The 25,199-nt window shown below is 69.9% G+C and carries 21 protein-coding genes; 8 read left to right on the top strand and 13 right to left on the bottom strand.

The window, feature by feature from the left end; genetic code table 11:
• Positions 1 to 58 precede the first annotated feature (58 nt).
• Positions 59 to 958, bottom strand: coding sequence for a LysR substrate-binding domain-containing protein (locus E0493_RS13270; RefSeq protein WP_160937420.1), 900 nt, complete (start codon positions 956 to 958; stop codon positions 59 to 61).
• Positions 959 to 1,156: 198 nt separating this feature from the next.
• Here E0493_RS13270 and E0493_RS13265 point away from each other — a divergent pair, with 198 nt between their 5' ends.
• The 4 genes from E0493_RS13265 to E0493_RS13250 are packed head-to-tail and all read left to right on the top strand — an operon-like array spanning position 1,157 to position 5,097.
• On the top strand, positions 1,157 to 2,527 hold the full coding sequence (locus E0493_RS13265) for an LLM class flavin-dependent oxidoreductase (protein ID WP_235913755.1): 1,371 nt from the start codon (positions 1,157 to 1,159) through the stop codon (positions 2,525 to 2,527).
• 4 nt (positions 2,528 to 2,531) lie between these two features.
• Positions 2,532 to 3,428: an ABC transporter substrate-binding protein gene (locus E0493_RS13260; protein ID WP_160937419.1), complete on the top strand. Its 897-nt coding sequence runs from the start codon at positions 2,532 to 2,534 to the stop codon at positions 3,426 to 3,428.
• Between the two features lie 2 nt (positions 3,429 to 3,430).
• Positions 3,431 to 4,291 (top strand): amino acid ABC transporter permease, encoded by an 861-nt coding sequence (locus E0493_RS13255; RefSeq protein ID WP_202397111.1) that lies wholly within the window; start codon positions 3,431 to 3,433, stop codon positions 4,289 to 4,291.
• Positions 4,288 to 5,097 (top strand): amino acid ABC transporter ATP-binding protein, encoded by an 810-nt coding sequence (locus E0493_RS13250; RefSeq protein WP_456316347.1) that lies wholly within the window; start codon positions 4,288 to 4,290, stop codon positions 5,095 to 5,097. Before E0493_RS13255 ends, E0493_RS13250 begins: the two co-directional genes overlap by 4 nt.
• A 19-nt stretch (positions 5,098 to 5,116) precedes the next feature.
• Here E0493_RS13250 and E0493_RS13245 read toward each other — a convergent pair whose 3' ends face one another.
• The 9 genes from E0493_RS13245 to E0493_RS13205 all read right to left on the bottom strand — a co-directional run bounded on the left by E0493_RS13245 (position 5,117) and on the right by E0493_RS13205 (position 16,770).
• On the bottom strand, positions 5,117 to 6,382 hold the full coding sequence (locus tag E0493_RS13245; RefSeq protein ID WP_160937418.1) for an NAD(P)/FAD-dependent oxidoreductase: 1,266 nt from the start codon (positions 6,380 to 6,382) through the stop codon (positions 5,117 to 5,119).
• Positions 6,383 to 6,409: 27 nt separating this feature from the next.
• Entirely contained in the window at positions 6,410 to 8,506 is a 2,097-nt protein-coding gene (locus E0493_RS13240) for a hydantoinase/oxoprolinase family protein (RefSeq protein WP_160937417.1), read from the bottom strand.
• Positions 8,503 to 10,335, bottom strand: a complete 1,833-nt coding sequence (locus tag E0493_RS13235) for a hydantoinase B/oxoprolinase family protein (RefSeq protein WP_160937416.1) — start codon at positions 10,333 to 10,335, stop codon at positions 8,503 to 8,505. The genes E0493_RS13240 and E0493_RS13235 overlap by 4 nt, the downstream gene beginning before the upstream one ends.
• A gap of 171 nt (positions 10,336 to 10,506) precedes the next feature.
• Positions 10,507 to 11,391 carry a LysR family transcriptional regulator gene (locus E0493_RS13230; protein ID WP_160937415.1) on the bottom strand — a complete coding sequence of 295 codons (885 nt, stop codon included), beginning with the start codon at positions 11,389 to 11,391 and terminating at the stop codon, positions 10,507 to 10,509.
• A gap of 41 nt (positions 11,392 to 11,432) precedes the next feature.
• Entirely contained in the window at positions 11,433 to 12,101 is a 669-nt protein-coding gene (locus tag E0493_RS13225; RefSeq protein WP_160937414.1) for an RraA family protein, read from the bottom strand.
• A gap of 77 nt (positions 12,102 to 12,178) precedes the next feature.
• Positions 12,179 to 13,582 carry an amidase gene (locus tag E0493_RS13220; RefSeq protein WP_160937413.1) on the bottom strand — a complete coding sequence of 468 codons (1,404 nt, stop codon included), beginning with the start codon at positions 13,580 to 13,582 and terminating at the stop codon, positions 12,179 to 12,181.
• A 181-nt stretch (positions 13,583 to 13,763) separates the two neighbouring features.
• On the bottom strand, positions 13,764 to 15,050 hold the full coding sequence (locus E0493_RS13215) for a TRAP transporter large permease (RefSeq protein ID WP_160937412.1): 1,287 nt from the start codon (positions 15,048 to 15,050) through the stop codon (positions 13,764 to 13,766).
• The gene (locus E0493_RS13210) at positions 15,047 to 15,643 is read right to left on the bottom strand and encodes a TRAP transporter small permease (RefSeq protein ID WP_160937411.1); all 597 of its coding nucleotides are present in this window, start codon (positions 15,641 to 15,643) and stop codon (positions 15,047 to 15,049) included. Before E0493_RS13210 ends, E0493_RS13215 begins: the two co-directional genes overlap by 4 nt.
• A 71-nt stretch (positions 15,644 to 15,714) precedes the next feature.
• Entirely contained in the window at positions 15,715 to 16,770 is a 1,056-nt protein-coding gene (locus E0493_RS13205; RefSeq protein WP_160937410.1) for a TRAP transporter substrate-binding protein, read from the bottom strand.
• Between the two features lie 225 nt (positions 16,771 to 16,995).
• Here E0493_RS13205 and E0493_RS13200 point away from each other — a divergent pair, with 225 nt between their 5' ends.
• The 4 genes from E0493_RS13200 to E0493_RS13185 all read left to right on the top strand — a co-directional run bounded on the left by E0493_RS13200 (position 16,996) and on the right by E0493_RS13185 (position 22,616).
• Complete coding sequence (locus E0493_RS13200; protein WP_160937409.1) at positions 16,996 to 17,943, top strand: LysR family transcriptional regulator; 948 nt, start codon at positions 16,996 to 16,998, stop codon at positions 17,941 to 17,943.
• A 66-nt stretch (positions 17,944 to 18,009) separates the two neighbouring features.
• A complete protein-coding gene (locus E0493_RS13195) occupies positions 18,010 to 18,804 on the top strand; it encodes a putative hydro-lyase (RefSeq protein ID WP_160937408.1) in 795 nt (264 codons plus the stop codon).
• Between the two features lie 123 nt (positions 18,805 to 18,927).
• Positions 18,928 to 20,979 carry a hydantoinase/oxoprolinase family protein gene (locus E0493_RS13190; protein ID WP_160937407.1) on the top strand — a complete coding sequence of 684 codons (2,052 nt, stop codon included), beginning with the start codon at positions 18,928 to 18,930 and terminating at the stop codon, positions 20,977 to 20,979.
• Entirely contained in the window at positions 20,976 to 22,616 is a 1,641-nt protein-coding gene (locus E0493_RS13185) for a hydantoinase B/oxoprolinase family protein (RefSeq protein WP_160937406.1), read from the top strand. The genes E0493_RS13190 and E0493_RS13185 overlap by 4 nt, the downstream gene beginning before the upstream one ends.
• A 122-nt stretch (positions 22,617 to 22,738) precedes the next feature.
• On the opposite strand, the gene E0493_RS13180 is transcribed toward E0493_RS13185, so the two are convergent.
• The 3 genes from E0493_RS13180 to E0493_RS13170 all read right to left on the bottom strand — a co-directional run bounded on the left by E0493_RS13180 (position 22,739) and on the right by E0493_RS13170 (position 25,173).
• Positions 22,739 to 23,524: an SDR family NAD(P)-dependent oxidoreductase gene (locus tag E0493_RS13180; protein ID WP_160937405.1), complete on the bottom strand. Its 786-nt coding sequence runs from the start codon at positions 23,522 to 23,524 to the stop codon at positions 22,739 to 22,741.
• 493 nt (positions 23,525 to 24,017) lie between these two features.
• Positions 24,018 to 24,917, bottom strand: a complete 900-nt coding sequence (locus E0493_RS13175; RefSeq protein WP_160937404.1) for an alpha/beta fold hydrolase — start codon at positions 24,915 to 24,917, stop codon at positions 24,018 to 24,020.
• A gap of 115 nt (positions 24,918 to 25,032) precedes the next feature.
• Entirely contained in the window at positions 25,033 to 25,173 is a 141-nt protein-coding gene (locus E0493_RS13170) for a hypothetical protein (RefSeq protein WP_160937403.1), read from the bottom strand.
• Between the last annotated feature and the right edge of the window lie 26 nt (positions 25,174 to 25,199).

The following is a 25,199-nucleotide window of genomic DNA, read 5'->3' as shown; positions in this document are numbered from 1 at the left end:
CGCCCTCCAAGGCTCGGATGCAGTTCCGCGAGCGATATGCAAAGCGTTGCCGCCGCTTTCAAGCAGGCAGCCCGGCGCCCGCGCCGAACCGCTCCCGCAGCATCTGCGCGAAGGCGGAGGCAAGGTTGGAGAGCGGGGCGCGGCTGGGGACGAGCAGCAGCAGGTCTTCTGCCAAAGCCGGCTGGAACGGGCGGAGGACGAGGCGGTGCCGGAGGTTCGCCTCCGCGCTGAGGCGGTCCAGGATGCAGAGCCCGACCCCTTGCGCCACCAGGCCGCAGGCGGTGCTGGCCAGCGGCGTGTCCACCTGGATGCGGGGCACCGCCCCATGCTCCTGCAGCAGCGCATCGAGCCGCACGCGCAGCCGGTTCACCGCCGCAAGGGCCACAAAGGGCTCGCCATGCAGGTCGGCCGGGCGCACCACGGAGCGCCGCGCCAGCGGATGGCCCGGCGGGATGACGCAGACCGCCTCGCTCGTGCAGAGCCGCTCCCGCCGCACGCCGGGCGTGGGGGTCTCGAACTGCGCCAGGCCAAGGTCGGCGCGGCCGCTGGCCACCGCCTGGGCCACGCCGGGGCTGTCCATCGTCTGCAGCGACAGGGAAAGGCCGGGATGGCGGCGCAGGAAGGCGGCGGCGATGCCGGGCAGGTGCTCGCTGCTCACCGCATGGCTCGCGGTGACCACCAGGTGGCCCTTGCGCAGGGCGTGCAGGTCGCGGGCGAAGCGCGTCAGGTGGTCCAGGCCGATGAAGGCGCGCCGCACCTCGCCATAGAGCGCCTGGGCCTCCGGCGTGGGCAGCAGCCGCTGCCGCTCGCGTAGGAAGATGCGGAAGCCGAGCTCGCGTTCGAGCTGCGCCAGCACCTTGCTGACGGCCGGCTGGGTGACGTGCAGCCGCTCGGCCGCCGCCGTCACCGTGCCCGCTTCCATCACCGCGCGGAAGACCTCGCATTGGCGCAGGTTCATCGCCGGGCTACCCATAACCACATGGAATGAAGTCGGGGAGAATAAGTGCTTTGACGGCTTTGTCACGCCCTGCCACCGTCCATGGCGGGACAGGAACCCCGCCGCGCGGCGTCACCACCAGCAAGGTCGGGATGCCATGAGATCACCTCGCACTGTGCCCCACGCCGCCGCCCCTGGCGCAGCCGGGCGGGCCTGAGGATGGCCGCTCCTCGCTTCATGCGGCTCGGGCTGAACATCGTCGCCAACGGCGCGCATGCCGCCGGCTGGCGCATGCCCCAGGCCCTGACCGACGCCTGCACGGACATCCGGCTCTGGATGCGGATGGCCCAGGCGGCCGAGCGCGCGCGCTTCAACTTCATGTTCTGGGCCGACGGCATCGCCGTGCGGCACTCGGCCAAGAGCGACGAGGAACTCTCCTACAACGCGCGCATCGACGTCTTCGAGCCGCTGACGCTGATCGGCGCGCTCGCCGCCGTCACCGAGCGGCTGGGCTTCGTCGCCAGCGCCTCGACGACCTTCAACGAGCCCTACCACATCGCCCGCAAGTTCGCCTCGCTGGACTACGTCACGTGCGGGCGGGTGGCGTGGAACGTCGTCACCTCCTGGAGCGAGCAGGAGGCGCACAACTTCGGCGCCGAGCGCCTGCTGGAGCACGACAGCCGCTACGAGCGGGCGGAGGAGTTCGTCGACGTCGTCTTCGGCCTGTGGGACAGCTGGGAGGACGACGCCTTCATCCGGGACAAGGCGAGCGGCCACTACTTCGACCCGGCGAAGCTGCACACGCTGAACTATCGCGGGCGGCATTTCACGGTGAAGGGGCCGCTGAACGTGGCGCGGCCCATCCAGGGCTATCCGGTGATCGCCCAGGCCGGCTCCTCCGGCCCGGGGCAGAACCTCGGCTCGCGCATCGCCGACCTGATCTACACCGCGCAGAAGACGCGCGAGAGCGCCAGCGCCTTCTATGCCAGCGTCAAGAGTCACGCCGCCGCCGCCGGGCGGGACACGGAGCAGATGCTGGTGATGCCGGGCATCCTGCCCGTCCTCGGCCGCACCCGGCAGGAGGCGCAGGACCGCTTCGACCAGCTGCAGGAGCGGGTGCATCCCTGCCTCGGCCTGCCGATGCTGGCGGAAACCTATGGCGACCTTTCCGGCCTCGACCCGGATGGGCCATTGCCGGAGCCGCTGGCGCGCAGCAACGCGGTGAAGAGCGGGCATGAGGCGCTGATCCGCCTGGGGCGGCAGCCCGGCATGACCATCCGCAGGCTCTACCAGATCCAGGCCGGCGCCTCCGGGCACAACATCGCCGTCGGCACCGCCGCCGACGTGGCCGACCTGATGCAGGAATGGTTCGAGAACGGCTGCTGCGACGGCTGGAACATCATGCCCGCCTTCCTGCCCGAGCCGGCCATCGAGGCCTTCGAGTGGCTGGTGCCCGAGCTGCAGCGCCGCGGCCTGGCCCGCACCGAGTACCTGGGCGACGGCACGTTGCGCGGCGGCCTCGGCCTGCCGAGGCCGCCCTTCCGCAGCCGCGGCGCCTTCGCCAAGTCCTCCCTTCCCGTCGGAGCCTGACGCCATGCCCAAGCCCGTCCGCGGCCTGCGCGCCGCCTTCGCCCCAACCCTGGCCCTGCTCCTCGCCGGCATGCTCGCGCCGGCCGGGGCGCGGGCCGCCGCCGACCCGGCGCTCGCCGAGAAGCCGCAGCCGGACCTCGTGAAGATGCTGCCGGACGGGGCGCCCAAGACGCTCACCGTCGCGGTGGCGCTCGGCTCGCCGCCGGACGACTTCCGCGACGCGCAGGGCGAGATCGCCGGATGGGAGATCGACATCCTGCGCGCCGCCACCCAGGCGCTCGGCCTGGAGCTGGAGCTGCGGCCGACCACCTTCGACTCCCTCATCCCCGGCCTGCAGGCCAAGCGCTTCGACGCCGCCACGGGCCAGATGGGCGTGACGGTGGTGCGCGAGAAGGTGGTGGACATGATCGGCACGCTGACCGGCAACGAGCTCTTCGCCGCCAAGGCGGAGAACCCGGTGAAGGTCGAGAGCCTCGACGACCTCTGCGGACGCACGGTCGCCACCACGCGGGGCTCGCGCGAGATGGTCTTCGCCGACGAGCACCAGCCGAAATGCGCCGCCGCCGGCAAGAAGCCGATCAACGCGCTGGCCTTCAACGACGGCAACGGCGCGGCGGAGGCGATGATGAGCGGCCGGGCGGACCTGTTCTGGCTCGGCTCCACCGCCGTCAGCTACTTCGTCGCGCAGACCAAGGGCCGCGCCAAGGTGGTCGGCCACTACACCGACACCAGCTACATCGGCATCGCCCTGCCGAAGGGCTCGGAGATGGCGAAGCCGTTGCAGGCGGCGGTCAACCACCTGATCGCCGACGGCACCTACGGCAAGATCGTGCACAAATGGGGCTTGCAGGACAATGCCGTGAAGGAGGCGCCGCTCAACCCGACCAACGCGCCGAAATGAGCGTGACCCAGCCTGCATCCGGGCTGCCGGTGGCCAGCGAGGTGCCGGCGCAGGAGGTGGTGCCGCTGCGCCACCCCTGGACCTGGGCGGCGACCGCCGTGGTGGTGCTGGTCGCCTTCGGCGTGTTCTACAGCGTCGCCGCCAACCCGGCCTTCCAGTGGCCGGTGGTCGCCGAGTACATGCTGGACCGGCAGATCCTGGCGGGCCTCGCCGTGACGCTGGAGCTGACCCTGGCGGCGATGGCGATGGGCCTGTTGCTCGGCACCGCCCTGGCGGTGATGCGGCTTTCGGCCAACCTGCTGCTCTCCAGCCTGGCCTGGCTCTACATCTGGTTCTTCCGCAGCGTGCCGGTGCTGGTGCAGCTGATCTTCTGGTACAATTTCGGCGCGCTCTACCCGCAGATCGAGTTGCGGGTGCCCTTCGGCCCGCTGCTCTACGGCGCCAGCACCAACGCGGTGATCACGCCGCTGACGGCGGCGCTGGCGGGGCTCGGCCTCGCCCAGGCGGCCTATACGGCAGAGGTGATCCGCGCCGGCATCGCCTCCGTGCCGCGCGGCCAGACGCGGGCGGCGAAGGCGCTCGGCATGCGCCCCGCCACGATCTTCCGCCGCATCGTCTTCCCGCAGGCGATGCGGGTGATCATCCCGCCCGTCGGCAACGAGGTGATCTCGATGGTGAAGGGCACCTCGCTGGTCAGCGTGATCGCGCTGGCCGACCTGCTCTACACCGCGCAGCTGATCTACGCGCGCACCTACGAGACCATCCCGCTGCTGATCGTCGCCTCGCTCTGGTATCTGATCGTCGTCTCGGTGCTCTCGGTCGGGCAGCATTTCCTCGAACGGCACTACAGGCACGGCGTATGAACGGCATGGGACAGGTGCGGCCCTTTGCGGGTGCACCGGCGGCGGGCGAGCCGATGGTGCGCATCCGCGGGCTCACCAAGAGCTACCACGGGAAGCCGGTGCTGCAGGACATCGACCTCGACGTCGCCGCCGGCAGCGTGATGTGCATCATCGGGCCCTCCGGCTCGGGCAAGAGCACGCTGCTCGCCTGCATCAACCACCTGGAGCGGATCGACGGCGGCCGGCTCTGGGTGGGCGGCGAGCTGGTGGGCTACCGCGAGCAGGGCGGCAAGCTCCACGAACTGCCGGAACGGCAGATCGCCCGCATGCGCCAGCGCATCGGCATGGTGTTCCAGCACTTCAACCTCTTCCCGCACATGACGGCGCTGCAGAACATCATGGAGGCGCCGGTGCAGGTGCTGCGGCTGCCGCCCGAGCAGGCACGGGCGCGGGCCATGCAGCTGCTCGACCGCGTCGGGCTGGCGGGCAAGCACGGGCGGCACCCGGCGCAGCTCTCGGGCGGCGAGCAGCAGCGCGTGGCGATCGCCCGCGCGCTGGCGATGGAGCCGCGGCTCATGCTGTTCGACGAGCCGACCTCCGCGCTGGATCCGGAACTGGTGGGCGAGGTGCTGGCGGTCATGAAGGACCTCGCGCGCTCGGGCATGACGATGGTGGTGGTCACGCACGAACTCGCCTTCGCGCGTGAGGTGGGCGACGCGCTGACCTTCATGGATGGCGGGCGGGTGGTCGAGCGCGGCGCGCCGCGTGCCGTGCTCGCCGACCCGCGCGAGGCGCGCACGCGGGAGTTCCTCTCGCGCGTGCTGTGAGGATGGGAGCGGGCCGGGCTCAGGAGGCCAGGGCGCGGCGCCGCGCGAAACGCTCCGGGCCGTACGGGGCGGGTTCAACGAAGGCTGGCTCGCCGGCCATCATCTCGGCGAGCAGCCGCCCGGTGGTCGGCCCCAGCGTCAGCCCCTGGTGGCCATGGCCGAAGGCGCACCAGGCGCCAGGCTGGCCGGGCATGGGGCCGATCACCGGCAGCATGTCCGGCATGCAGGGGCGCACGCCGATCCAGGGGGTAGCCTCCACCGGCGCGGCCAGCGGCAGCAGGCTGCGCGCCACGGGCTCGGCCCGCGCCAGCTGCACGGGCGTCGGTGGCGCGTCGGGGCGGGCGAACTCGGCGCCGGTGGTCAGGCGGATGCCGGCGCGCATCGGCGCCAGCAGGAAGCGGCTTTCCACGTCCATCACCGGCCGGTGCAGCACGGCGTTGCCCTGCAGCGCGAAATGCCGGTGGTAGCCGCGCTTGCCGAACAGCGGCGGCGCATAGCCGAGCGGCCGGGTGACCTCCAGCGCCGCCGCGCCCAGCGCCACCACCACCTGCGCCGCCTCGGCCGGCCCTTCCGCCGTCGCGACCTGCCAGCCGGCGCCCTGGCGGCGCAGGCTGGTGGCCTCGCCCGGCACGAAGCGGCCGCCGGCGGCGGTGAACAGCCCGGCATAGGCCAGCGTCAGCGCGTGCGGGTCGCTGACCGAGACCGGGTCGGTCCAGTGCAGCGCGCCCGCGCGCTCGGCCAGCAGGTGCGGCTCGGCAGTGGCGAGGCCGCGCGTGTCCAGCGCCGCATAGTTGACGCCGTAGGCCCGGTGCAGGGCCTCCGCCTCGGCCACCGCCGCCTCCAGCGCCTCCGGCCGGCGATAGAGGCGCATCCAGCCCACCGGGCGCAGCAGCGGCATGGCGCCGGCCGCTTCGGCCAGCGCGCGGTGCTCGTCGAGGCAGGTGGCGATCAGCCGCTCATAGGCCACGACCGTGCGGCGGTAGCGTTCCGGCGCGGAATGCCACCAATAGCGCAGCAGCGGCGCAGCATAGCCCGGCAGCGCCAGCGGGTGGTAGGCGACGTCCACCTGCCGGTTGCCGGCGATGCGCCGCAACTCGGAGAGGGCGCGGGGGAAGGGATGCGGCGCGACGGCCTCGCGCTGGATCAGCCCGCCATTGCCGAAGGAGGCGCCTTCGCCGGGCGGCCGGCGGTCCACCAGCAGCACGTCGAAGCCCCTGCGGCGGAGGTGCAGGGCAACGCTCACCCCCACCACCCCCGCCCCCAGCACCAGCACCGTCCCGCTCATGCCTCCCCTCCCCATCTGCCTTCAGCCTCAGCGCGCCGGAGCGCTCTCGATGGCGATGTTGCCATGCGGATCGAGGCGCACCCGCAGGCCGGGCGGAACAACGCAGGTGCAGTCATACTCCTCGATGACCGCCGGGCCTATCCAGTCGCGTGCCGCAAGATGGCCGCGCTGCAGCACGGGCGTGGCCATCCAACCGTGTTCCGGGCCGAAGTAGGCCTGGCGCTCGGTGGGGGGCGCCTGCTCCGCGATGACGGCTGGCGCCTTCGCGCCGCCCGGCGTGTCCAGGCGGCCGCCGGCGAAGAGGTTGAGGCTGACCAGCTCCACCGGTTCGCCCGGCTCCGCGCGGTGGCCATAGGTGCGCTCGTGCTCATCGCCGAAGGCCTCGTCCAGGCGGGCGGCGGTCGCCTCCGTGATCGGCCCCTCCGGCATCGGAACCGAGAGCTCATAAGCCTGGCCGCGGTAATGCAGCTTGGCGAAGCGCCGCAGCCGCATCTGCTCCGGCGTGAAGCCGTCCGCCGCAAGCCTGGCGCGCCCCTGCGTCTCCAGCGCCTGCCAGGCCGCGACCAGCTCGGCGAGATCAAGGGCGCCGGTGTGCTGCCGATAGGTGCGGGAGAGGTGATACTCGACATCCGAGTGCAACAGGCCGACCGAGGAGAAGACGCCGGCCTGCGGCGGCACGATGACGCTGCGGATGCCGAGCGAGCGCGCCATGGCGGCCGCGAAGAGCGGGCCATTGCCGCCGAAGGCGACCAGGGCGAAGTCCCGCGGGTCGCGGCCGCGCTCGGAGGAGACCGCCTTGATGGCGCGGATCATGTTGGCGGCGGCGACCAGATGGGCGCCATAGGCCGCCTGCTCCACCGGCAGGCCGAGCGGCCCCGCCACCTTCGCCGCCAGCACGGCATGGGATTTCTCCGCGTGCAGCTTGATGCTGCCACCAGCCAGCTGCTGCGGGTTGATGTAGCCGAGCACGACGTTGGCGTCGGTGATGGTGGGCTCGGTGCCGCCGGTGCCGTAGCAGACCGGGCCGGGCAAGGAGCCGGCGCTCTGCGGCCCGACCTGCGGCGCGCCGCCGGCATCGATGGCGATGATCGAGCCGCCGCCGGCGCCGACCTCCGCCAGGTCGATCGCCGGCACCTTCAGCACATAGCCAGCGCCCGACATCAGGCGGGAGCCGATCATGATGCCGCCGCCCACCGAGTATTCCTCGGCGCGCGAGACCTCGCCGTTCTCCACCAGCGCAGCCTTGGCGGTGGTACCGCCCATGTCGAAGGAGATCACCTTGTTGAAGCCGGCGCGGCGGGCGAGGGACTGCGCGCCGATGACCCCGGCGGCGGGACCGGATTCGATGATGTTCACCGGCATTTCGGCGGCGACCTCCGCCGGCGTCAGCCCGCCGTTGGACTGCATCAGCAGCAGGGGAGCATTCAGTTGGATGCGCCTCATGTCGGCGGAAAGGGACTTCAGGTACCGACCGACCACGGGCTTGACGTAGGCGTTGATGACGGTGGTGGAGGTGCGCTCGTATTCCTTGATCTCCGGCAGCACCTCCGAGCTGATGGAGAGCACCATTCCTGGCGCCTTGCGGCGGATGATGTCGCGGACCGTGCGCTCATGCACGTCGTTGGCATAGGAATGCAGCAGGCAGACGGAGATCGCCTCCACGCCCTCGGCGAGCAGGCGGTCCAGCACCGCCTCCACTTCCGCCGGATCGAGCGGGCGTACGACCTCGCCCTTCGCGTTGATACGCTCATCCACCTCCAGGCGCAGGCTGCGCTCCACCAGGGTCGGTGGCTTCTCCCACATCAGATCGTAAAGGCGGGGCATGCGCAGCAGGCGGAGCTCCAGGATGTCGCGGAAACCCCTGGTGGTGATCAATCCGGTGCGGGCGCCCTTCAGCTCCAGGATGGCGTTGGAGGCCACGGTGGTTCCGTGCAGCAGCTCCGCCACCTCGCCGGCGCCGATGCCGTGCTCGGCGAAGGCCTCGGCCAGGCCCTCGCTGATGGCACGGGCATAGTTGTCCACGGTGGAGGACACCTTCTTGGTGATGATGCCTCCCGCCGAATCCATGATGCAGATGTCGGTGAAGGTGCCGCCGATATCGACGCCGACGCGAATCTTGCTCACTTCCGGTCCTCCGACAGGCTTCGCGTTGGTTCGGCAGCGCTGGGCAGGCCTTGCGGCGGTTCGCGCAGGGCATAGGGGGGCTTGCTCCAGCCACGGGCGGCGCGGATGCGGGCACGCAGCGCCTCGGTGGCCGGCCGGTCCACCGCGCGGCCATCGGGCAGCAGCGCCACGCCGTACAGCTCCAGCGCCGCCCGCTGGCTGACGAAGTCGTTGCGCACGTCCCGCAGCACGTGCTCCGGATCGCGCTCCAGCGGGTCGCCCCAGCCGCCACCCGCCGCCGTCTCGTGGACGAAGAGGTCGCCCTGCCGCAGGCGGTCGTAGAACTTGGCGGGATAGACCTGCGTCTCACCGCCCGCGCGGGTCAGGTAATTCATGGAGACGCCGCCGGGATAGCCCCCGTAAAGGCCGTAAGGCCGGACATCGCGGCGATCGGAGCGGATCGAGATTGTCGCCTCGTTGCCAAGGAAGCGGTAGGCGCGGCGATAGGGCGCGCCGCCGCGGAACTTGCCGGCGCCGCCGCGGTCGCCGATGAACTCGTAACATTCGACGAAGAGCGGGTTCTCCGCCTCGATCACCTCGGAGGATTGCCCGGCCATGTTGGCGAACATATGGGAATTGCCGTCGATGCCGTCGGCGAAGGCGCGGCCGCCCCAGGCGCAGCAGGTGAAGTCGCAGAAGATGTAGGGCTTGCGCTCGGCGTCGTAGCCGCCGATCGAGATGTTGGTGTTGCCGCCGTCGCCGGCCGCCGTGACCTTGCCCGGCACCATCTGGGCCAGCGCGCCGAACACCGTGTCCACCATGCGGAAGCCGGTCAGCCCGCGCGCCGCGACGGAGGCGGGGTGGACGCAGTTCACGACCGTGCCCTCGGGGGCGATCACCTCGATCGCACGAAACACGCCGTCATTGTTGGGGATCGGGTTCTCCGTCACTGAAAGCACACCGCAATAGGAGGCGGACTTGGTGAAGGAGAGGGTGGCGTTCAGCGCGCCGCGCACCTGGCGGGAGGAGCCGGTCCAGTCGAACAGGATGCCGTCGCCCTTCTTGGTGACGGTGACCTTCAGCACGATCCGCTGGCCGAGGTCGATGCCGTCGTCGTCCAGGTAGTCCTCGAAGGCGAAGACGCCGTCGGGCAGTCTGGCGATCTCGGCGCGCGCCAGGCGCTCGGTGTGATCCAGCATGGCATCGGTGAGCTGGCGAACCCTGGCGACGCCGTAGGAGCGGCAGAGCTCGGCGAAGGCGGTCTCGGCCACATAACAGGCGGCGAGCTGCGCGCGGATGTCGCCCATCACCATGCGGGGGACACGGACGTTCATGGCCAGCAGCTCGAAGAAGGTCTCGTTCCGCCTGCCGCCGTCGAAGATCCGCATCGGCGGGATGCGGACGCCCTCCTGGTAGATCTCGATCGAATCCGGCGCGTTGGAGCCGGCCACCCGGCCACCGACATCGGTGTGGTGCGAAATGGTGCCGGCGAAGGCGACCAGTTCGCCATTCACGAAGACCGGCTTGAAGATGAAGATGTCCGGCAGGTGCATGCCGCCATGGAAGGGGTCGTTCAGGGCATAGACGTCGCCCGGGCGGATCTCCCCCGCGAAGCGCCGGAGCACCGCGGCCAGGGCGGTGGGCATGGAACCGAGATGCGAGGGCAGGGAGAAGCCTTGCGCGATCATCCTGCCCCGCGCGTCGAAGAAGGCGGTGGAATAGTCAAGGTTGTCGCGCAGAACCGAGGAGTAGGTGGTCCGATGCACCGTCAGCGCCATCTCGTCGGCCACCGAGAGCAGCGCATTGCGGAAGAGCTCGAACTCGAAGGGGTCGGGAGCGGGGGGCTGCATCGGCGTGCGATCTCCAAGCTGCAAGACGGCTTGCCGGAAACCGCGCGAGAAAAGGCAGCTGGCGCGCCGGAGTCCGGCATCTTGTCACGGGTGTTTCCCAGGATGGCCGCGAGAACACAGTGCTGTCCAATCCATAAACGTAAAGCCGGGCGATAAGGGGAGCTTATCGGATCAGGCCCATTGCTGCGCGGTCTGCCAAGCGATCTGCGCGACGGACGCCATCAGCGGACCGCCCGCGACGGTGCCGAAGCTGGCCGTGAAGTCGAGCGTCGGCAGCACGATGTCGGTTTCCAGCACCACCAGCCGGCCGTCCTGCAACTCCTGCCGGATCAGGATCGGTGCGATGACGCAGATGCCGATCCGGTCCAGGGTCATCTTGATGATGGTGGAAACCGAGGAGCTGGCGTGGATCTGCGGCACCTTGAGCGAGCGCTCCTGGAACATCTCCTGCAGGTTGCGGTAGGGAACGGTGGATTTGGGAAAGCTGATCAGCGCATGCCGCCCCAGCGCCTCCAGCGGAACCGGACGTTCCGGAAACGGCAGCGCGGCGCTGGCCACGAAGCGGAGAGGGTAGGAGCACAGGTCGATGCTGGTGATGCCCGGCTCGATCGCCTTGCCCAGCAGGAAGGCCAAGTCAATCTCCTGCCGGACCACGCGGCTGCGCAGATTGGCGGAAACATCGACCTCGATCTCGAAGGTGACGAACGAATAGCGCGCGTTGACGCTGCCGATGAAGCTGGGCAGCCAGGTCTGCGCGATGGTCTCGGCCACGCCCAGGCGGATCAGGCGGCTTTCCGGCTGCGGCGCGGCAATCGCCTGGATCAGTTCCGCGCGGGCCTTCAGCAGGCGTTCGGCATGGTGCAGCAGGATCTCGCCTTTCGGGGTGAGCAAGGCGCCGCGGGAGGAGCGCTCCAGCAGCCGCTCGCCCAGCTCGGCCTCCAGGCTGGCGATCCGCTGGGAGACGGCCGACTGCGTCATGCGGAGCGTGTCCGCCGCGCGGGCGAAGCTGCGCAGCGTGGCAACGGCGTGGAAGACCTCAAGGCTGCGGAATTCCATGATCCTGCGCCTCCGCTTACCGGAAAGGCTGCGCGGCGCTCCTAGTCCGGACGCAGATGCTTCTGGATGATCGCCGAGGAACCCAGGATGTCGGGGTACTTCTCGCCCGCGTCGATCCGCGCGAGCGTCTTCTTCTCATCCGCCTGCATCCCGATGGCCCGCTTGGCCGCAGCCTCGATCTGCGAAGGATCCAGCACGAGCACGCCGTTCTCGTCGGCGAAGATCGCGTCGCCCGGGTTCACCATGGTCCCGCCGCACGAAACCGGCACGCAGAAGTCCCCACCGAGGCCCAGAAGCTTCACGGTGACAGGCGACAGGCCGCGCGCCCAGACCGGGACGCCATAGGCCCGCAGCTCACCGATATCCGTGACCATGCCATCCACGATGATGCCGGCGACGCCTGCCTTCCGGGCCGCATAGGCCACCGCGCCTCCGATGCAGGCGTGCTTGTGGTCGCCACACCGGTCAATGACCAGGACATCGCCGGGCCGGGCCTGGCCCACGGCGTGGTGCACCATGACGCCGTCGGCGCCCGGGGCACGGACCGTCACCGCCGTCCCTGCAATGCGCACATCGGGGAACAGCCCACGGATGCCCGGCTCCATGAAGCCCGTGTGCAGGAAATGCCCGATCGTGGCTGGCTCGGCCTTGCGCAGAAGATCGAGCATCGCCCCGTCGATCTGCGGGGGAAGTGGGTTGAGGACGTACATGGACGCATTCTCCCTGAAAGGCTGCCCGCTCCGCCGATGGGCATGGTCGCCGGGCGGCCGCTTCCCTGTGCCGGCCTTTAGGGCGCGGGCGGGGTGCGCTGGTGCCAGTCCGTCGCGGCCTGATAGGCCCAGGCGATGCGGAGCACCGTTGCTTCGTCATGGCCCCGGCCAACGATCTGCAGCGAGGTTGGGAGCCCCTCCGCGGTGAATCCGTTGGGCAGCGCGATGCCGCAGAGCTCCAGCAGGTTGACGAAGCGGGTGAAGCGCGCCGGAACCGGCACGTCGTCGATGGAATCCAGCGGGAGGGCGGCGGTCCAGGTCGTGGGCGTCAGAAGCGCGTCGTAATTGGCCAGCGCCGCTGCGAACTCCTGCTTCCGTTCGTTCTGCAGGCGCAGCGCCGAAAGGTAGTCCCGCGCCGAAATGCCCGCGCCCAAGCGGAGCCGTTGCCGGACCGCCGCGTCGATCGGCAACCTGTCGTCGTCGACGATCTCCCCGTAGAGGGAGTAGCCCTCCGCGAGCAGGATGCGGTTTGTCAGTTCGGCATAGTCGTCCAGCCGGCGCGGCAGCGGCACCTCCTCGATCAGCGCCCCCAGGCCGGCCAGGACTTCCAGGGACTGCTCATAGGCGGCCAGCACCTCGGCGGAGACGCCTTCCCGCTCGACCTCCGGCATGCGCGCGAGGCGCAGTCCGCGGATACCCCGCTTCAGGCCGGGCAGGACGTCGCCGTCCGGCTGGTTCAGCGTCCGATGGTCGCGCGGGTCAGGCCCATGGAGAAGCCGATAGAGGATCGCCGCATCCTCGACCGAGCGCGTGATCGGGCCCGGCGTGTCGAGCGTCGGACTGATCGGCAGCACGCCATAGGTGCTGATGCGGCCAATGGTCGCCTTGAGGCCGGTGACTCCGCAGAAGGAAGCGGGGAGGCGTACGGAACCTCCCGTATCGGTTCCGATCGCCCAGGGAACCAGCCGCGCCGCGACAGCCACGCCGGACCCGCTGCTCGAACCGCCCGGCGTGCGCGGCCTTGTGGCGTCCCAGGGGTTCCGCGGCGTGCCCATGTGCTGGTTCGTGCCCCAGAGGCCCAGCGCGAACTCGACGCTGTGGGTCTTGCCGATCACGATCATGCCAGCCTTGATGAGGCGCGTGGCCAGCGTCGCGGTATACGAGGATCGGCGGTCTCGCCACGCCATGGAGCCGCCCGTCGTCACCCGGCCCTCGATCTCAACAAGATCCTTGAGCGCGATCGGGACACCGTGCAGCGGACCGACCGCATGGCCGGACCGGATGGCCTTGTCGGCTGCCTCGGCAGCCAGCCGCGCGTCGCCGGCATAGACCTCGACGAAGGCGTTCAATTTTGGATCGAGGGAGCGAATGCGGTCGAGGAGGGCATCAACGACATCAACGGGAGAAAGCCGCCGTGAAGCGATCTCGGCCGACAGGGCATGGGCGGGAAGCGCCGTCAGTTCCGATGTTGTCGCCGCCATCCTTCATCTTCTCCGAGCACGACGTCGCAGCTGAGTAGGCGCACCGCGGCCTGGCTTGTCAAGCCGCTTCAGAAACGATGTGGCGGCCAGGCGGTGCCGCACTAGACGGCGACGCGCGTTGTGAGGCGCCATCGTCGCGACAGCAGAACGCCGGAGGATGGGAGTTCGCAGGAAGCGGCGCTCAGCGCGCGGCGTGCTGCGGAATCCAGAGAGCGATCCCCGGCCAAAGGATCAGCGCCGCGATCATGGCCAGCATCGTCAGCACGAAGGGCGTGGTGCCGATGATGACGTCGTCGATGCGCCCGCGCTTGCGCAGGCCCTGGACGACATAGAGATTGATCCCCACGGGCGGAGTGATCATGGCCGTCTCCATCAGCACGACGACGAGGATGCCGAACCAGACCGGATCGAAGCCGGCATTGATCAGGAGGGGAGTGATGATCGGCACCGTCGCGACCATCATGGAGAGCGTTTCCATGAACATGCCGAGGATCAGGTAGAAGACCACGACGACGAGGAGAAGCCCCGTGGGGGAGAGGCCAAGGGAGGTGATGTAGCGGTTCACCTGAGCCGTCAGGCCGATCGAAGTGATGACGAAGTTCAGGAAGTAGGCGGCGATGAGGATCGCCATGATCATCGCCGTTGTCCGCATCGTTCCCTCGAGCGCTTCGCGCATCACCGCGAGGGACAGCCGGCGCCGCCAGGCGGCCACGGCGAGAGCCGTCAGAACGCCCAGCGCAGCTGACTCCGTCGCCGTGGCGAGACCGGCATAGATCGAGCCCACCACCGCGATGAAGATGAAGACCGGGGGCACCAGGTCAGGCAGCGAGCGCCAGCGGCTGCGCCAATCCGTCTCGACCCGGGATCCATCCAGGCTGGGGCGCAGCAGGCAGGCGATGACGACGGTGACGCTGAAGAGGAATGCCAGCACGATGCCCGGCAGCAGCCCGGCCAGGTAAAGCTGCGGAATGGAGGTCTCGGTCAGCACGCCATAGACGATGATGTTGATCGAGGGCGGGATCAGGATCCCGAGCGTGCCGCCGGCCGCGATGGTGCCCAGGAAAAGCCGTTCATTGTAGCCGCGCCGCTCGACCTCGCCGAGCGCGACCGTGCCGATCGTGGCCGCCGTCGCCACGCTCGATCCGGAGGTCGCCGCGAAGAGCCCGCAGGCGGCGATGTTCGAATGCATCAGGCCACCGGGCAGCCAGGGGATCCACTGCACGAGCGCCGCATACATCCGTTCCGCCAGGCCGGAGCGCAGCAGGATCTCGCCGAGCAGGACGAAGAACGGGATGGCGACGAGAAGAAAGGAGTTGGAGGTGGACCAGGCCAACTCGCCCATGGCGAGGGAGAGCGGGAACCGGGCGTAGATCTCGCCGAGGGCGAGGCCAAGCACGCCGAGCGCGGCCGCGACAGGCACGGCGGCGGCAAGCAGCGTCAGCAGGATCAGGAGCGTAGTGACGATCATGGGGCGCCCGCCTTCATCCGCCGCGTTTCCGCGGATTGCAGTTCCTCCTCAATGTCCTCTTCGGCCGAGCGGGTCCCGATCATCCGCCCGGCGCTGGCGCGGTCGCCGGTGAGGAGGCGCAGCAGGGCCAGCAGGAACACCGCCGCCCCGATGGCCACAAAGGTGCCGAGGCCGATGACCCAGAGCAGCTGCGGCACCACGACGGGGATCTGCAGCGCTGACTGGCTGCGCGAGCCGGAGGTCCAGGATTGCTCCATCACGCCGAGGCCGTGCCAGCAGACCAGGGCGAAGAAGCCGACCATGAGCGCCAGGCCCAGAAGGTCGCAGGCCGCGCGGAACGGCGAGGGAAACATCAGGTAGAGCGAATCGATCCGGATATGGGCGCGATCCAGCAGCGCCGCCGCCAGCGCCCAGGCGGTGCCGATCGCCAGCGCATAGCCGGCGAGCTCGTCGGCGCCGCCGATCGAGGTCGTGAAGACCTGGCGCAGCACCACGTCAACGCCGATCAGGACGGCGGCGAGAAGGATCAGCACGCCGCCCAGCCAGACGCCCGCCCTCGCCACGTAGGAGGCGACCTTCATCACAGCCTGCACGCACCATCTCCCTTCGGGCCGGGGTGAAAGCGGGCACGGCGCGCCTCCGCCGTGCCGGGATGCCGGATGCGTCAGCGCACCGGCGCCTTCAACCCGACGACGGGCCCCACCTTCTCGTTCCACGCCTGGGCGCATTCGGTGCCGCAGCGCTTCGCCCAGTTGGACAGCACCGGGCCTTCAACGAGGCTCTTGCGCTTCGCCTCCTCCTCGGGCGTCACCTCCAGGATTTTCATGTCCGCCGGCTTGCCCATGGTGCAGGGCTGCCGGCCGGTGTTGCAGGTCTCGGCCTGGGCGGTCGCCTGCCGCACCGTCTCCCACATCTTGTCCTCATAGGCCTTCATCTGCTCGAGGAAGAAGGCCTGCACCTTCGGGTCCATGCTGTTCCAGGTCTTGAGGTTGACGGCGAGCGCGTTGATGCTCCAGCCGAGCGACATCGGGTAGATCGACTTCGTCACCTCGGTCCAGCCGGCGGTGTTGCCGGAAAGGCTGCCGGTCACGGCGCAGTCCACCACGCCGTTGTTGAGCGCGGGCACCACTTCCGCGAAGGCCATGCTGACCGCCGTAGCGCCGACGCCCTGCAGGAAGTCGCGCATCGTGTTGTTGAAGACGCGCACCTTCTTGCCCTTCAGGTCGTCGAGGCCGCCAATGGCGGAGCGGCACCAGAAGACCTGCGGCGGGTTGCCGCCGATGGCGAGCAGTTTCGCGTTCCAGTTCTTCTGCATCTGCTGGTCGAGCACCGGGGCCCAGGCCTTGCAGGCCGCCCGCGCCTTGTCCGGCTCCAGCGTCAGCCCGGCGAGGTCGCACCCCTCGAAGCGCGGATCGTCGCCGGCCATCTTCGAGATGTCCATGCTCGCGAAGTCCATCACGCCCAGCTTCAGGAGACGCAGCATCGTCTTGTCGTCGATGCCCATCTGGTCCAGCGGCGTGATGTCCACCGTGATCGCGCCGTTGGAGGCCTGCGGGATGGTGTTCCGCCAGAAAGGGATCTCGTCCACGGTGGAGGCGACCGTCGGGCCGTTGAGGCCCACTGCCTTGAATTGCAGCTTCGGCAGATCCTGCGCCGCGGCGCGTCCGAGCAACGGAAGGAGCGCCGCCAGCGCGGCGCCGAGCAGAACACGCTTTTTCACGTGAGCATCCCTCAGTGGTGATTGCGTTTATCGTTATGGCTTCTTCGCTGGCCGCAGCCAGCCGCAAGGCAGCGGAATGCTCGCACCGAAAAGGACGGGTACGCAAGAGACAAGAGAGGAGTGGACCGCGCACCACCGCTGTCTGTCGCCACGCTTCGCGGCGCTGGCCCTGCGAAGGAGCGCCAGCCAGATTTACAGCCCTGGGGCGGCGCCATAAGCTGGCGCATGCGCGATCTCCGCTCCCTTGAGACCTTCGTCTGGGTGGCGCATCTCGGCGGCTTCCGGGCCGCGGCCGCCAGGCTCCACACCACCCAGCCCGCCGTCTCGGCCCGCATCCAGCAGCTTGAGCAGGATCTGGGCGTCACGTTGTTCCAGCCGCGCCAGCGCCGCGCCACCCTCACGCCTGAGGGCGCAACGCTTTTGCGCTACGCCGAGCAGATGTTGGAGCTGCGTGGCGAAATGCTTCGCTCCGTGGCGCATCCGGCGGTTGTGCAGGGCGCTCTTCGGCTGGGGCTTTCCGAGACGCTGGTCCACATCCTTCTGCCCCGGCTGGTGGAACGGATCGCCGCCACCTATCCCTCGCTGGTGCTGGACATGGTGGTGGACATCACGCCGGCCCTGCGGGAGCAGCTTCTCTCCGGCGCCATCGACATCGCCATGCTGGTGGACGCGGTGGACGACCCCCGGGCCGTGAACCAGCCGCTCTGCGGCTTTCCCCTGGGCTGGATCGCACGACCGGATCTCGGCCTGCCGGACCGTCCTCTGCGGCTGTCGGAGCTGACGCGCTGGCCGCTGCTCAGCTTCCCGCACCACACCTCGGTCTCGGCCGAGTTGCGGCAGGCCTTCGCGCGCACGGACGCGTCCGGTCTGCGCCTGTGGGGCAGCGCCTCCGTGACGACCATGGTGCGGCTGGCGCTGGATGGCGTCGGCATCAGCGTGATGCAGCCCGTCATGGTGCGACGGGAGCTGGCCGAGGGGCGGCTCCGGCTGCTGGAGGTTGAAGATGTCGTCCTGCCGCCGGTGAACTTCCAGGTCAGCTACCTGCGGAAGCCCGACAGTTACCTGGCGGGGCTGGTGGCAGGCTTGGCCTGCGAAATCGCTGCGCAAATTGAGGGCGCTGAGAATGCTGCGGCGGTTGCCGATAAGGAAAATCTATCGCGTGATCCAAAATGAAGATTAGACATGCCTGCGCCCGGAGGCTGCGATGATCGTTCCGGCAGCCGGTGAAAGGGGATCCCGATGGACCATGCGTCATCGTTGCGCGAGACAGGCTGGGACGTCCGGCAGCGCGCGCGCCGGGGTGCGCTGCGCGGCGTCACGCAGGGCCTTGCGCCAGGCCATGTCCAGGCGAACCTCGCCATCCTTCCCCGGGAATACGCGGCCGACTTCCAGCGCTTCTGCGCGCTGAACCCCCGCCCCTGCCCGTTGCTCGCCAGCTCCGAGCCGGGCGATCCCGCCCTGCCCACCCTGGGCCGCGATATCGATATCCGCACGGACCTGCCCCGCTACCGCATCTGGAAAGACGGAGAGATGGTGGCGGAGGTGGAGGACCTGCGCGAGCACTGGCGTGAGGACCTCGTTTCCTTTCTGCTCGGCTGCTCGCATTCCTTCGAGGAGGCGCTGGCCGCCGACGGGCTGGAGATGCGGCACATCGCGAACAACACGCCCGTCCCGGTCTACCGCACCAACATCGCCTGCACGCCCTCCGGGCGGTTTCAGGGACCGATGGCGGTCTCCATGCGCGCCTTCCGACCTGCGGAAGCCATCCGCGCCATCCAGATCACCTCCCGCTTCCCCGCCGTGCACGGTGCGCCCGTGCATATCGGCAAGCCGGAACTGATCGGGGTGGACCTGGACAAGCTGCTTGCCGGGCAGCCGCTGACGCTGATGCCGGACGAGTTGCCGCTGTTCTGGGCCTGCGGCGTCACGCCGCAAACCGTTGTCGCGGCCTGCCGGCCTTCCTTCTGCATCACGCACGCGCCCGGCCACATGCTGGTGACGGATCTGCTGAATTCCCGGCTCGCCGTCTTCTGACGGATTCCGCCGGACGTGGCGCCGGTGCTAGGCTGAGCCTCACCCGTGCTGCGGCATGCGGGTTTTCTTCGCCCGCACGTCATCCATTCACCGCCAACCGTCTGCCGGAGGCCGGATAAGCCCTTGCCACACAGCCCCTTTATCCGGATCGGCATCGATATCGGAGGCACCTTCACCGATCTGCAGATCCTGGACGAGCGCAGCTTCGCCCTGCGCAGCCTGAAGACGCCGACGACGCCCGAAGACCCCTCCATCGGTTTGATGACGGGGATCGCCGAGGCGGCGCAGCGCTTTGGCTTCGCCCTTTCCGACATCCGGCTCCTGCTGCATGGCACGACCATCGCCACCAACGCCGTGCTGGAGCGGCGGCTGCCGCGCGGCGTGCTGGTGACGACGGCGGGCTTCGAGGATGTGCTGGAGATCGGCCGCCATACCCGCCGCGAGATCTACGCGCTGAAGCCGCGCCACGAACCGCCGCTGATCCCGCGCGACCGCCGCCTCGGCGTGGCGGAGCGCATGCGCGCCGATGGCAGCGTCGAGGCGCCGCTGGCGCCGGATGCCGCCGGCGGGCTGGCCGCCAGGCTGCGCGGGCTCGGCGCCGAGGCGGTGGCCATCTGCCTGCTGAACGCGCATGTGAACCCGGCGCATGAGGAGGCCCTCGCGGAAGGCCTGCGCGCCGCGCTGCCCGGCGTGCCGGTCTGCATCTCCTCCGAGATCAGCCCGGAGATCCGGGAATACGAGCGCTCCTCCACCACGGTGCTGAACGCGCTGCTGATGCCGGTGGTCGGCGCCTATCTGGAGCGCCTCGCCGCGCGCATGGCCGAGGCGGGGCTGAAGGCCAGGCTGCTGCTCGTGCAGTCGAACGGCGGCGTGTGCAGCGCCGGCATGGCCGCGCTGCAGCCGGCCCGCCTGCTGCTCTCCGGCCCCAGCGGCGGCGCGCTCGCCACCTTGCGGATGGCGCAGGCGCTGGACCGGCCCAATCTTCTCGGCGCCGACATGGGCGGCACCAGCTTCGACATCTGCGTCGTGCAGGACGGCGCCGTGACCCAGATGACCCAGGGGGAGATCGACCGGCTCCCCGTGCGGCTGCCGATGATCGAGATCCGCACGATCGGCGCCGGCGGCGGCTCGATCGCGGCGGTGGACGATGCGGGGCGGCTGCGCGCCGGCCCCCGCAGCGCCGGCTCGCGCCCTGGCCCGGTGTGCTACGCGCGCGGCGGCATGGAGCCGACGGTGACGGATGCGAACGTCGCCCTGGGGCTGCTCGACCCGCGTTTCTTCCTGGGCGGCGCCATGCCGCTGGACCGGGCGGCCGCGGAGGAGGCCATCGCACGGGAGGTCGGAAGGCCGCTCGGCCTGGCGCCGGCCGAGACGGCGGAGGGCATCCTGGCCGTGACCAATGCCGGACTGGCTTCCGCCGCCCGGCTGAGCCTGTTCGAGAAGGGCCTGGACCCCCGTGCCTTCTCCATTCTCTCCTTCGGCGGCGCCGGCGGCCTGCACGCCATTCCGGTGGCGGAGGAACTGGGTGTGCCGGAGGTCATCTTCCCGGCGGATGCCAGCACCTTCTCGGCCTTCGGCATCCTGCATTCCGACATCGTCCATGACGTCGCGCGCAGCCGGGTGATGCCGGCGGCGGTGGAAAGCCTGCCCGGCATCGCCGCCGCGCTGGAGCAGCTTCGCGCCCAGGGCGAGGCCCTGCTGGAGGCTGATGGAGTGCCGCAGGCGGAGCGCCGCTTCGCCGTTTCCGCCGATCTGCGCTATCGTGGCCAGGCCTTTGAACTGGTGGTGCCCTGGCCGGAGGCGGCGGCAGAGCCGTCGGCGCTGGAGCGCCTGCTGGAGGCGTTCCACGCCATCCATGCCCGGCGCTTCTCCTACGCCAACCCGGACGCCGCCGTGGAACTGGTGGCGCTGCGCCTGACCGCGACCGGCCTGCTGCCGCGCGCCGAGGCGCGCCGGGCGCCGGGCGCCGGCGCCGACCGTCCGACCGCGGCGCGCGAGGTCTGGCTTTCCGGCGCGGCGCGGCGCGTCGCCGTGCACCAGCGGGAACAGCTCCGCGACGCCGTGGAAGGCCCCGCGCTGATCGAGGAGGAATACACCACCGTCTTTGTTGCCGAGGGCTGGCGCTGCGCGCCCGGTCCCGAGGGGGCGCTGATCGCGCGGAGGATCACGGCATGAGCAAGGCTGATGAACTGGGGCCCGTCGGGCTGGAGATCCTGCGCAATGCGCTGACCGCCGCGGCGGCGGAGATGGACGTGACGGTGTGGCGCACCAGCCGCTCCACCGTGGTGCGGGAGCTGCTGGACTATTCGACGGCCATCTTCGACTGCCATGGCTACAACGTCGCCCAGTCCGCGCGCATCCCGCAGCACCTCAACTCCATGAGCACGGGCCTGCTGACCGTAGTGCGGGACTTCCTGCCGCTGGAGCGGTGGGAGGAGGGCGACGTGGTCATCACCAACGATCCCTACTGCGGCGGCCAGCATATCCCGGACATCCTGGCCTTCCGCCCGGTTTTCGTGGAGGGCCGGCGCGTCGCCATCGTGGGCACGCTGTGCCACCACCTGGACATGGGCGGCATGGCGGCCGGCAGCTATGCCGCGACCGCCACGGAGGTGTTCCAGGAGGGGCTGCGCATCCCGCCGCTGAAGCTCGTGCGCCGCGGCCGGCTGAACGACGACCTGCTGGCGATGATGCGCCAGAACGTCCGCCGGCCGGACATGCTGTGGGGCGACCTGCAGGCGCAGCTCGCCTCCCTTTCGGTGGGCGAGGCCAACCTCCAGCGCATCGCCGCGCGCTTCGGGGCCGAAACCCTGGTGGAGGCCTGCGCCCGCATCCTCGACGGGTCGGAGCGCGCCATGCGCGCCATGATCGGCCGCATTCCCGACGGACGCTACGAGTTTGAGGACTTCCTGGACGACGACGGGATCACCGAGGCGCCGATCCGCATCCATGCCGCGGTCGAGGTGCGGGGCGAGGAGATCGTGGTGGACCTGTCGGGCTGCGGCCCGCAGGTGCTGGGGCCGGTGAACGCCACGCTCGCCTCCTCCGGCTCCGCCGTTTCCTTCGCCATCATGGCGATCGCGGATACGGAGATCGCGCCCAATGCGGGGTGCTACCGCCCGGTGCGCGTGATCGCTCCGGAAGGCACGGTGGTGAACGCACGGCACCCCGCCCCGGTCGCGAACCGCATCGCCGTCGGCCATCGCCTGGCCACCACCTTGCTGGGGGCGCTCCACAAGGCCGTGCCCGGCCGCGTGCCCGCCGCCTATTACGGCGTGAGCTATGTCTGCTCGTTCCAGACCGTCGCGGAAACTGGCGAGCGCGGCGTCCTGGTGGAGATCGAGGTGGGCGGCAGCGGCGCCCATGCCGACATGGACGGCCTGAACGGCTACACCTACGGCATGCACAACAATTCCAACATCCCGGCCGAGATGATCGAAAGCGAGCTGCCGCTCAGCATCACCGCCTATGGCCTGCTGCCCGGCTCGGGTGGCGCGGGCCGGCACCGCGGCGGGCTGGGCCTGTTCCGGGAATGGCGGGTGGACTGCCCGGAGGCTGTCTTCACGGCCAATGGCGAACGCTTCAGGTTCCGCCCCTACGGCCTCGAAGGCGGAGAGCCGGGCCGCGAGGGCCGCCTGTGGCTGATCCGCGATGGCGAGCGCCGGGCACTCGGCTCCAAGGTGAACAACCTGCGGCTGCTGCGCGGCGACATCATCCGGCTGGAAACCTCCGGCGGCGGCGGCTACGGCCCGGCCTCGGAGCGGCCCGATGCCGCGCAGGCGACGGATCGCGTCTTGGGCTACACGGGATAGCGGCGGGGGCGGTTTCACCGCTTCCGGTCGGCCGCGGGCCGGGTGGGCTCCCCTCGGGATGACCGGCCCGTGCGGGTACAATGGTCTTCCGCACGGGTTATCGGTGCGGTTCAGGGCGGTGCCTAGGCGGCCATCCAGCCGCCGTCGACCATCAGGGTGGCGCCGGTGATGAAGCTGGCCTCGTCGCTCGCCAGGAAGAGCGCCGCCTGCGCGACATCCTGCGGGCGGCCGAGCCGCGGCCAGGGCGTGCGCCGCGTGGCGCGGTCCAGGACCGCCGCATCCATCCCGCGACCGGGCTGGCCGGTCTGGATCTTGCCGGGTGCGATGGCATTGCAGACGATGCCATCGGCGGCGTAATCCACCGCCACCTGGCGGGTCATGTAGTCCACGCCGGCCTTGCTGACGCCATAAGCGATGTCATCGGGCGCCGCGATCATCCCGTGCTGCGAGGAGAGGTTGATCAGCCGCCCGCGCACTTCCTCCCTGGGAGGCTGCGTCAGCATCTGCCGCACGGCTGCCTGGCTGCAGAGGAAAGCGCCCTTCAGGTTGACCGCCATCACCCGCTCCCAGTCGGCCTCCGCCATCTCCAGCAACGGGCGGGCATGCCGGATGCAAGCGTTGTTGACCAGCACATCCAGCCGGCCGAAACGCTCCACCGTCGCGGCGAGCAGCGCGCCGACCTGCGCGGCATCCGACACGTCCGTGGGGCAGTTCAGGGCCTCGCCGCCCTCCGCGCGGATCATGCCGAAGGTCGGCGTGCCGCCTTCCAGCGGCGCCTCCGCGCGGTCCGCCAGGACCACAGCCGCGCCCTGCCGGGCATACAGCCGCGCGATGGCCCGGCCGATGCCGGATGCGGCGCCGGTGACGATGCAAACCCGCCCTGCCAGCCGCAACTGCGCGGCGCTCATGCCATCACCACAGGAGCGGATTCGGCTATCAGCACAGCCTTTCGGTCTGTGTTCCAGTCACGCCAACTTGTCATCGGGATGTTCCATGGGTTGCCGGCGTCCGAGCATGCGCCAGCCGCAAGTCGCGTTTCAAATGCGAACTGCGCCGGGCTTGCCTGGGCGAAGGCCTGGCTCGTTTCATGTGAGCGCCGCGTATGCGCCTGGAGGCAGTTTTGGACGCGTGGTCGGGTAACCACCAGGCTACGGGACGTGACTGCCCGCCAGCCATCCCACGCCGATATGCCTGCGAGGGCGAGGATCAGGATTCAGGAAGGGCTGGGACCCGGCGCGCGACGAGGCAGCATCGTGGCGTCTCGCCGCTGGCCGCCCGGCCTGCGCGTGGCTCAACGATCGCCCTGCGTGACCGGACCGGGGAGGGAGCAGATCTCGCAGGTCGCGTCCGTCGCCGGGCCGGGCTCTGATCGCGGCAGAGGCCTGGCAGGCTCTTCGTCCCTCATCCCGCCGCCTGCCCGGCCCGAACATCCAGGATCGCCGCCGCGAAGGCCTCCGGCATCTCCTGGGGCAGATTGTGCCCGCCATCCCGCACGACCCGGTGCTCATGCGGTCCGGCGAAACGCGGCGCATGCTTCGCCGTGCCGCCAGAGGCGAGCACCCCATCCGCGTCGCCGTCCAGGGTCACCGTCGGCACGGTGATGGCCGGCTGCGCAGCCAGTTGCCGCTCGATCGGCAGCAGCGATGGATCACCGGCGGCCAGCCCGAAGCGATGCCGGTAGGAATGGATCACCACCTCCACGAAATCGGGATTGTCGAAGCTCGCTGCCGTCCTGTCGAAGGTCACGTCGTCGAAGTGCCATTTCGGCGACCACAAGCGCCACAGCAGGCGGCAGAGGGCACGCCGGTTCCGCGCCAGCCCCAGCCGGCCGCGCTCGGAATGAAAGTAATACTGGTACCAGTAGCGCAGCTCGTCCTCCGGCGCCTGCGGCTGGCCCGATCGCGCGATGTCCTGGATGTTGTAGCCGTTCTGCGAGACCAGTCCCTGGACGCGCTCCGGCCACAAGGCCGAGACGATGCAGGCCGCCCGCCCGCCCCAGTCGTATCCCGCCAGCACCGCCGAGCGGATCTGAAGCGCGTCCATCAGGTCGAGCAGGTCCTTGCCCAGGGCTGCCTGCTCGCCGGAGCGCGGTGTTCCGGCCGAGCGGAAACGGGTGGGCCCGTAGCCCCGCAGCCAAGGCACGATGACCCTTGCGCCCGCCGAGGCCAGGATCGGCGCCACGGCGTCGTAGGCATGCATGTCATACGGGAAGCCGTGCAGCAGCAGCACCGGCCAGCCGCCCGGGCTTCCGCTCTCCTCGAAGGTGACGTTCAGTACTCCGGCATCAACGGATCTGAGCATGGCAGGCGCCTCATGGTTCGGATGGTGTTCCGGCTCCCTGCCTTATAGCGGGCCGGAGGAGTGCCGGGCACGCTGTCGGCCGCCTCCGGCGCCCTTGGCCGGCGGCAGGGGCGCATCAGCCCACCCGGCGCGGCAGCGGCATGGCCCCGGCCAGGGCGCGATGCTCGTCGCGGGTGGCGATCAGCCGCTCAGAGATCGCGGCCGTGCGGCGGTGGCGCTCCGGCGCGGAGTGCCACCAGTCGCGCAGCAGCGGCACGGCGTAGCCCGTCCGCGCCAGTGAAT

Origin of the sequence: Teichococcus coralli (assembly GCF_009829925.1) — a bacterium.
Lineage (GTDB): Bacteria > Pseudomonadota > Alphaproteobacteria > Acetobacterales > Acetobacteraceae > Pseudoroseomonas > Pseudoroseomonas coralli.
Note: the sequence above shows the minus strand (reverse complement) of the source record. Positions and strands in the feature narration are given on the sequence as shown.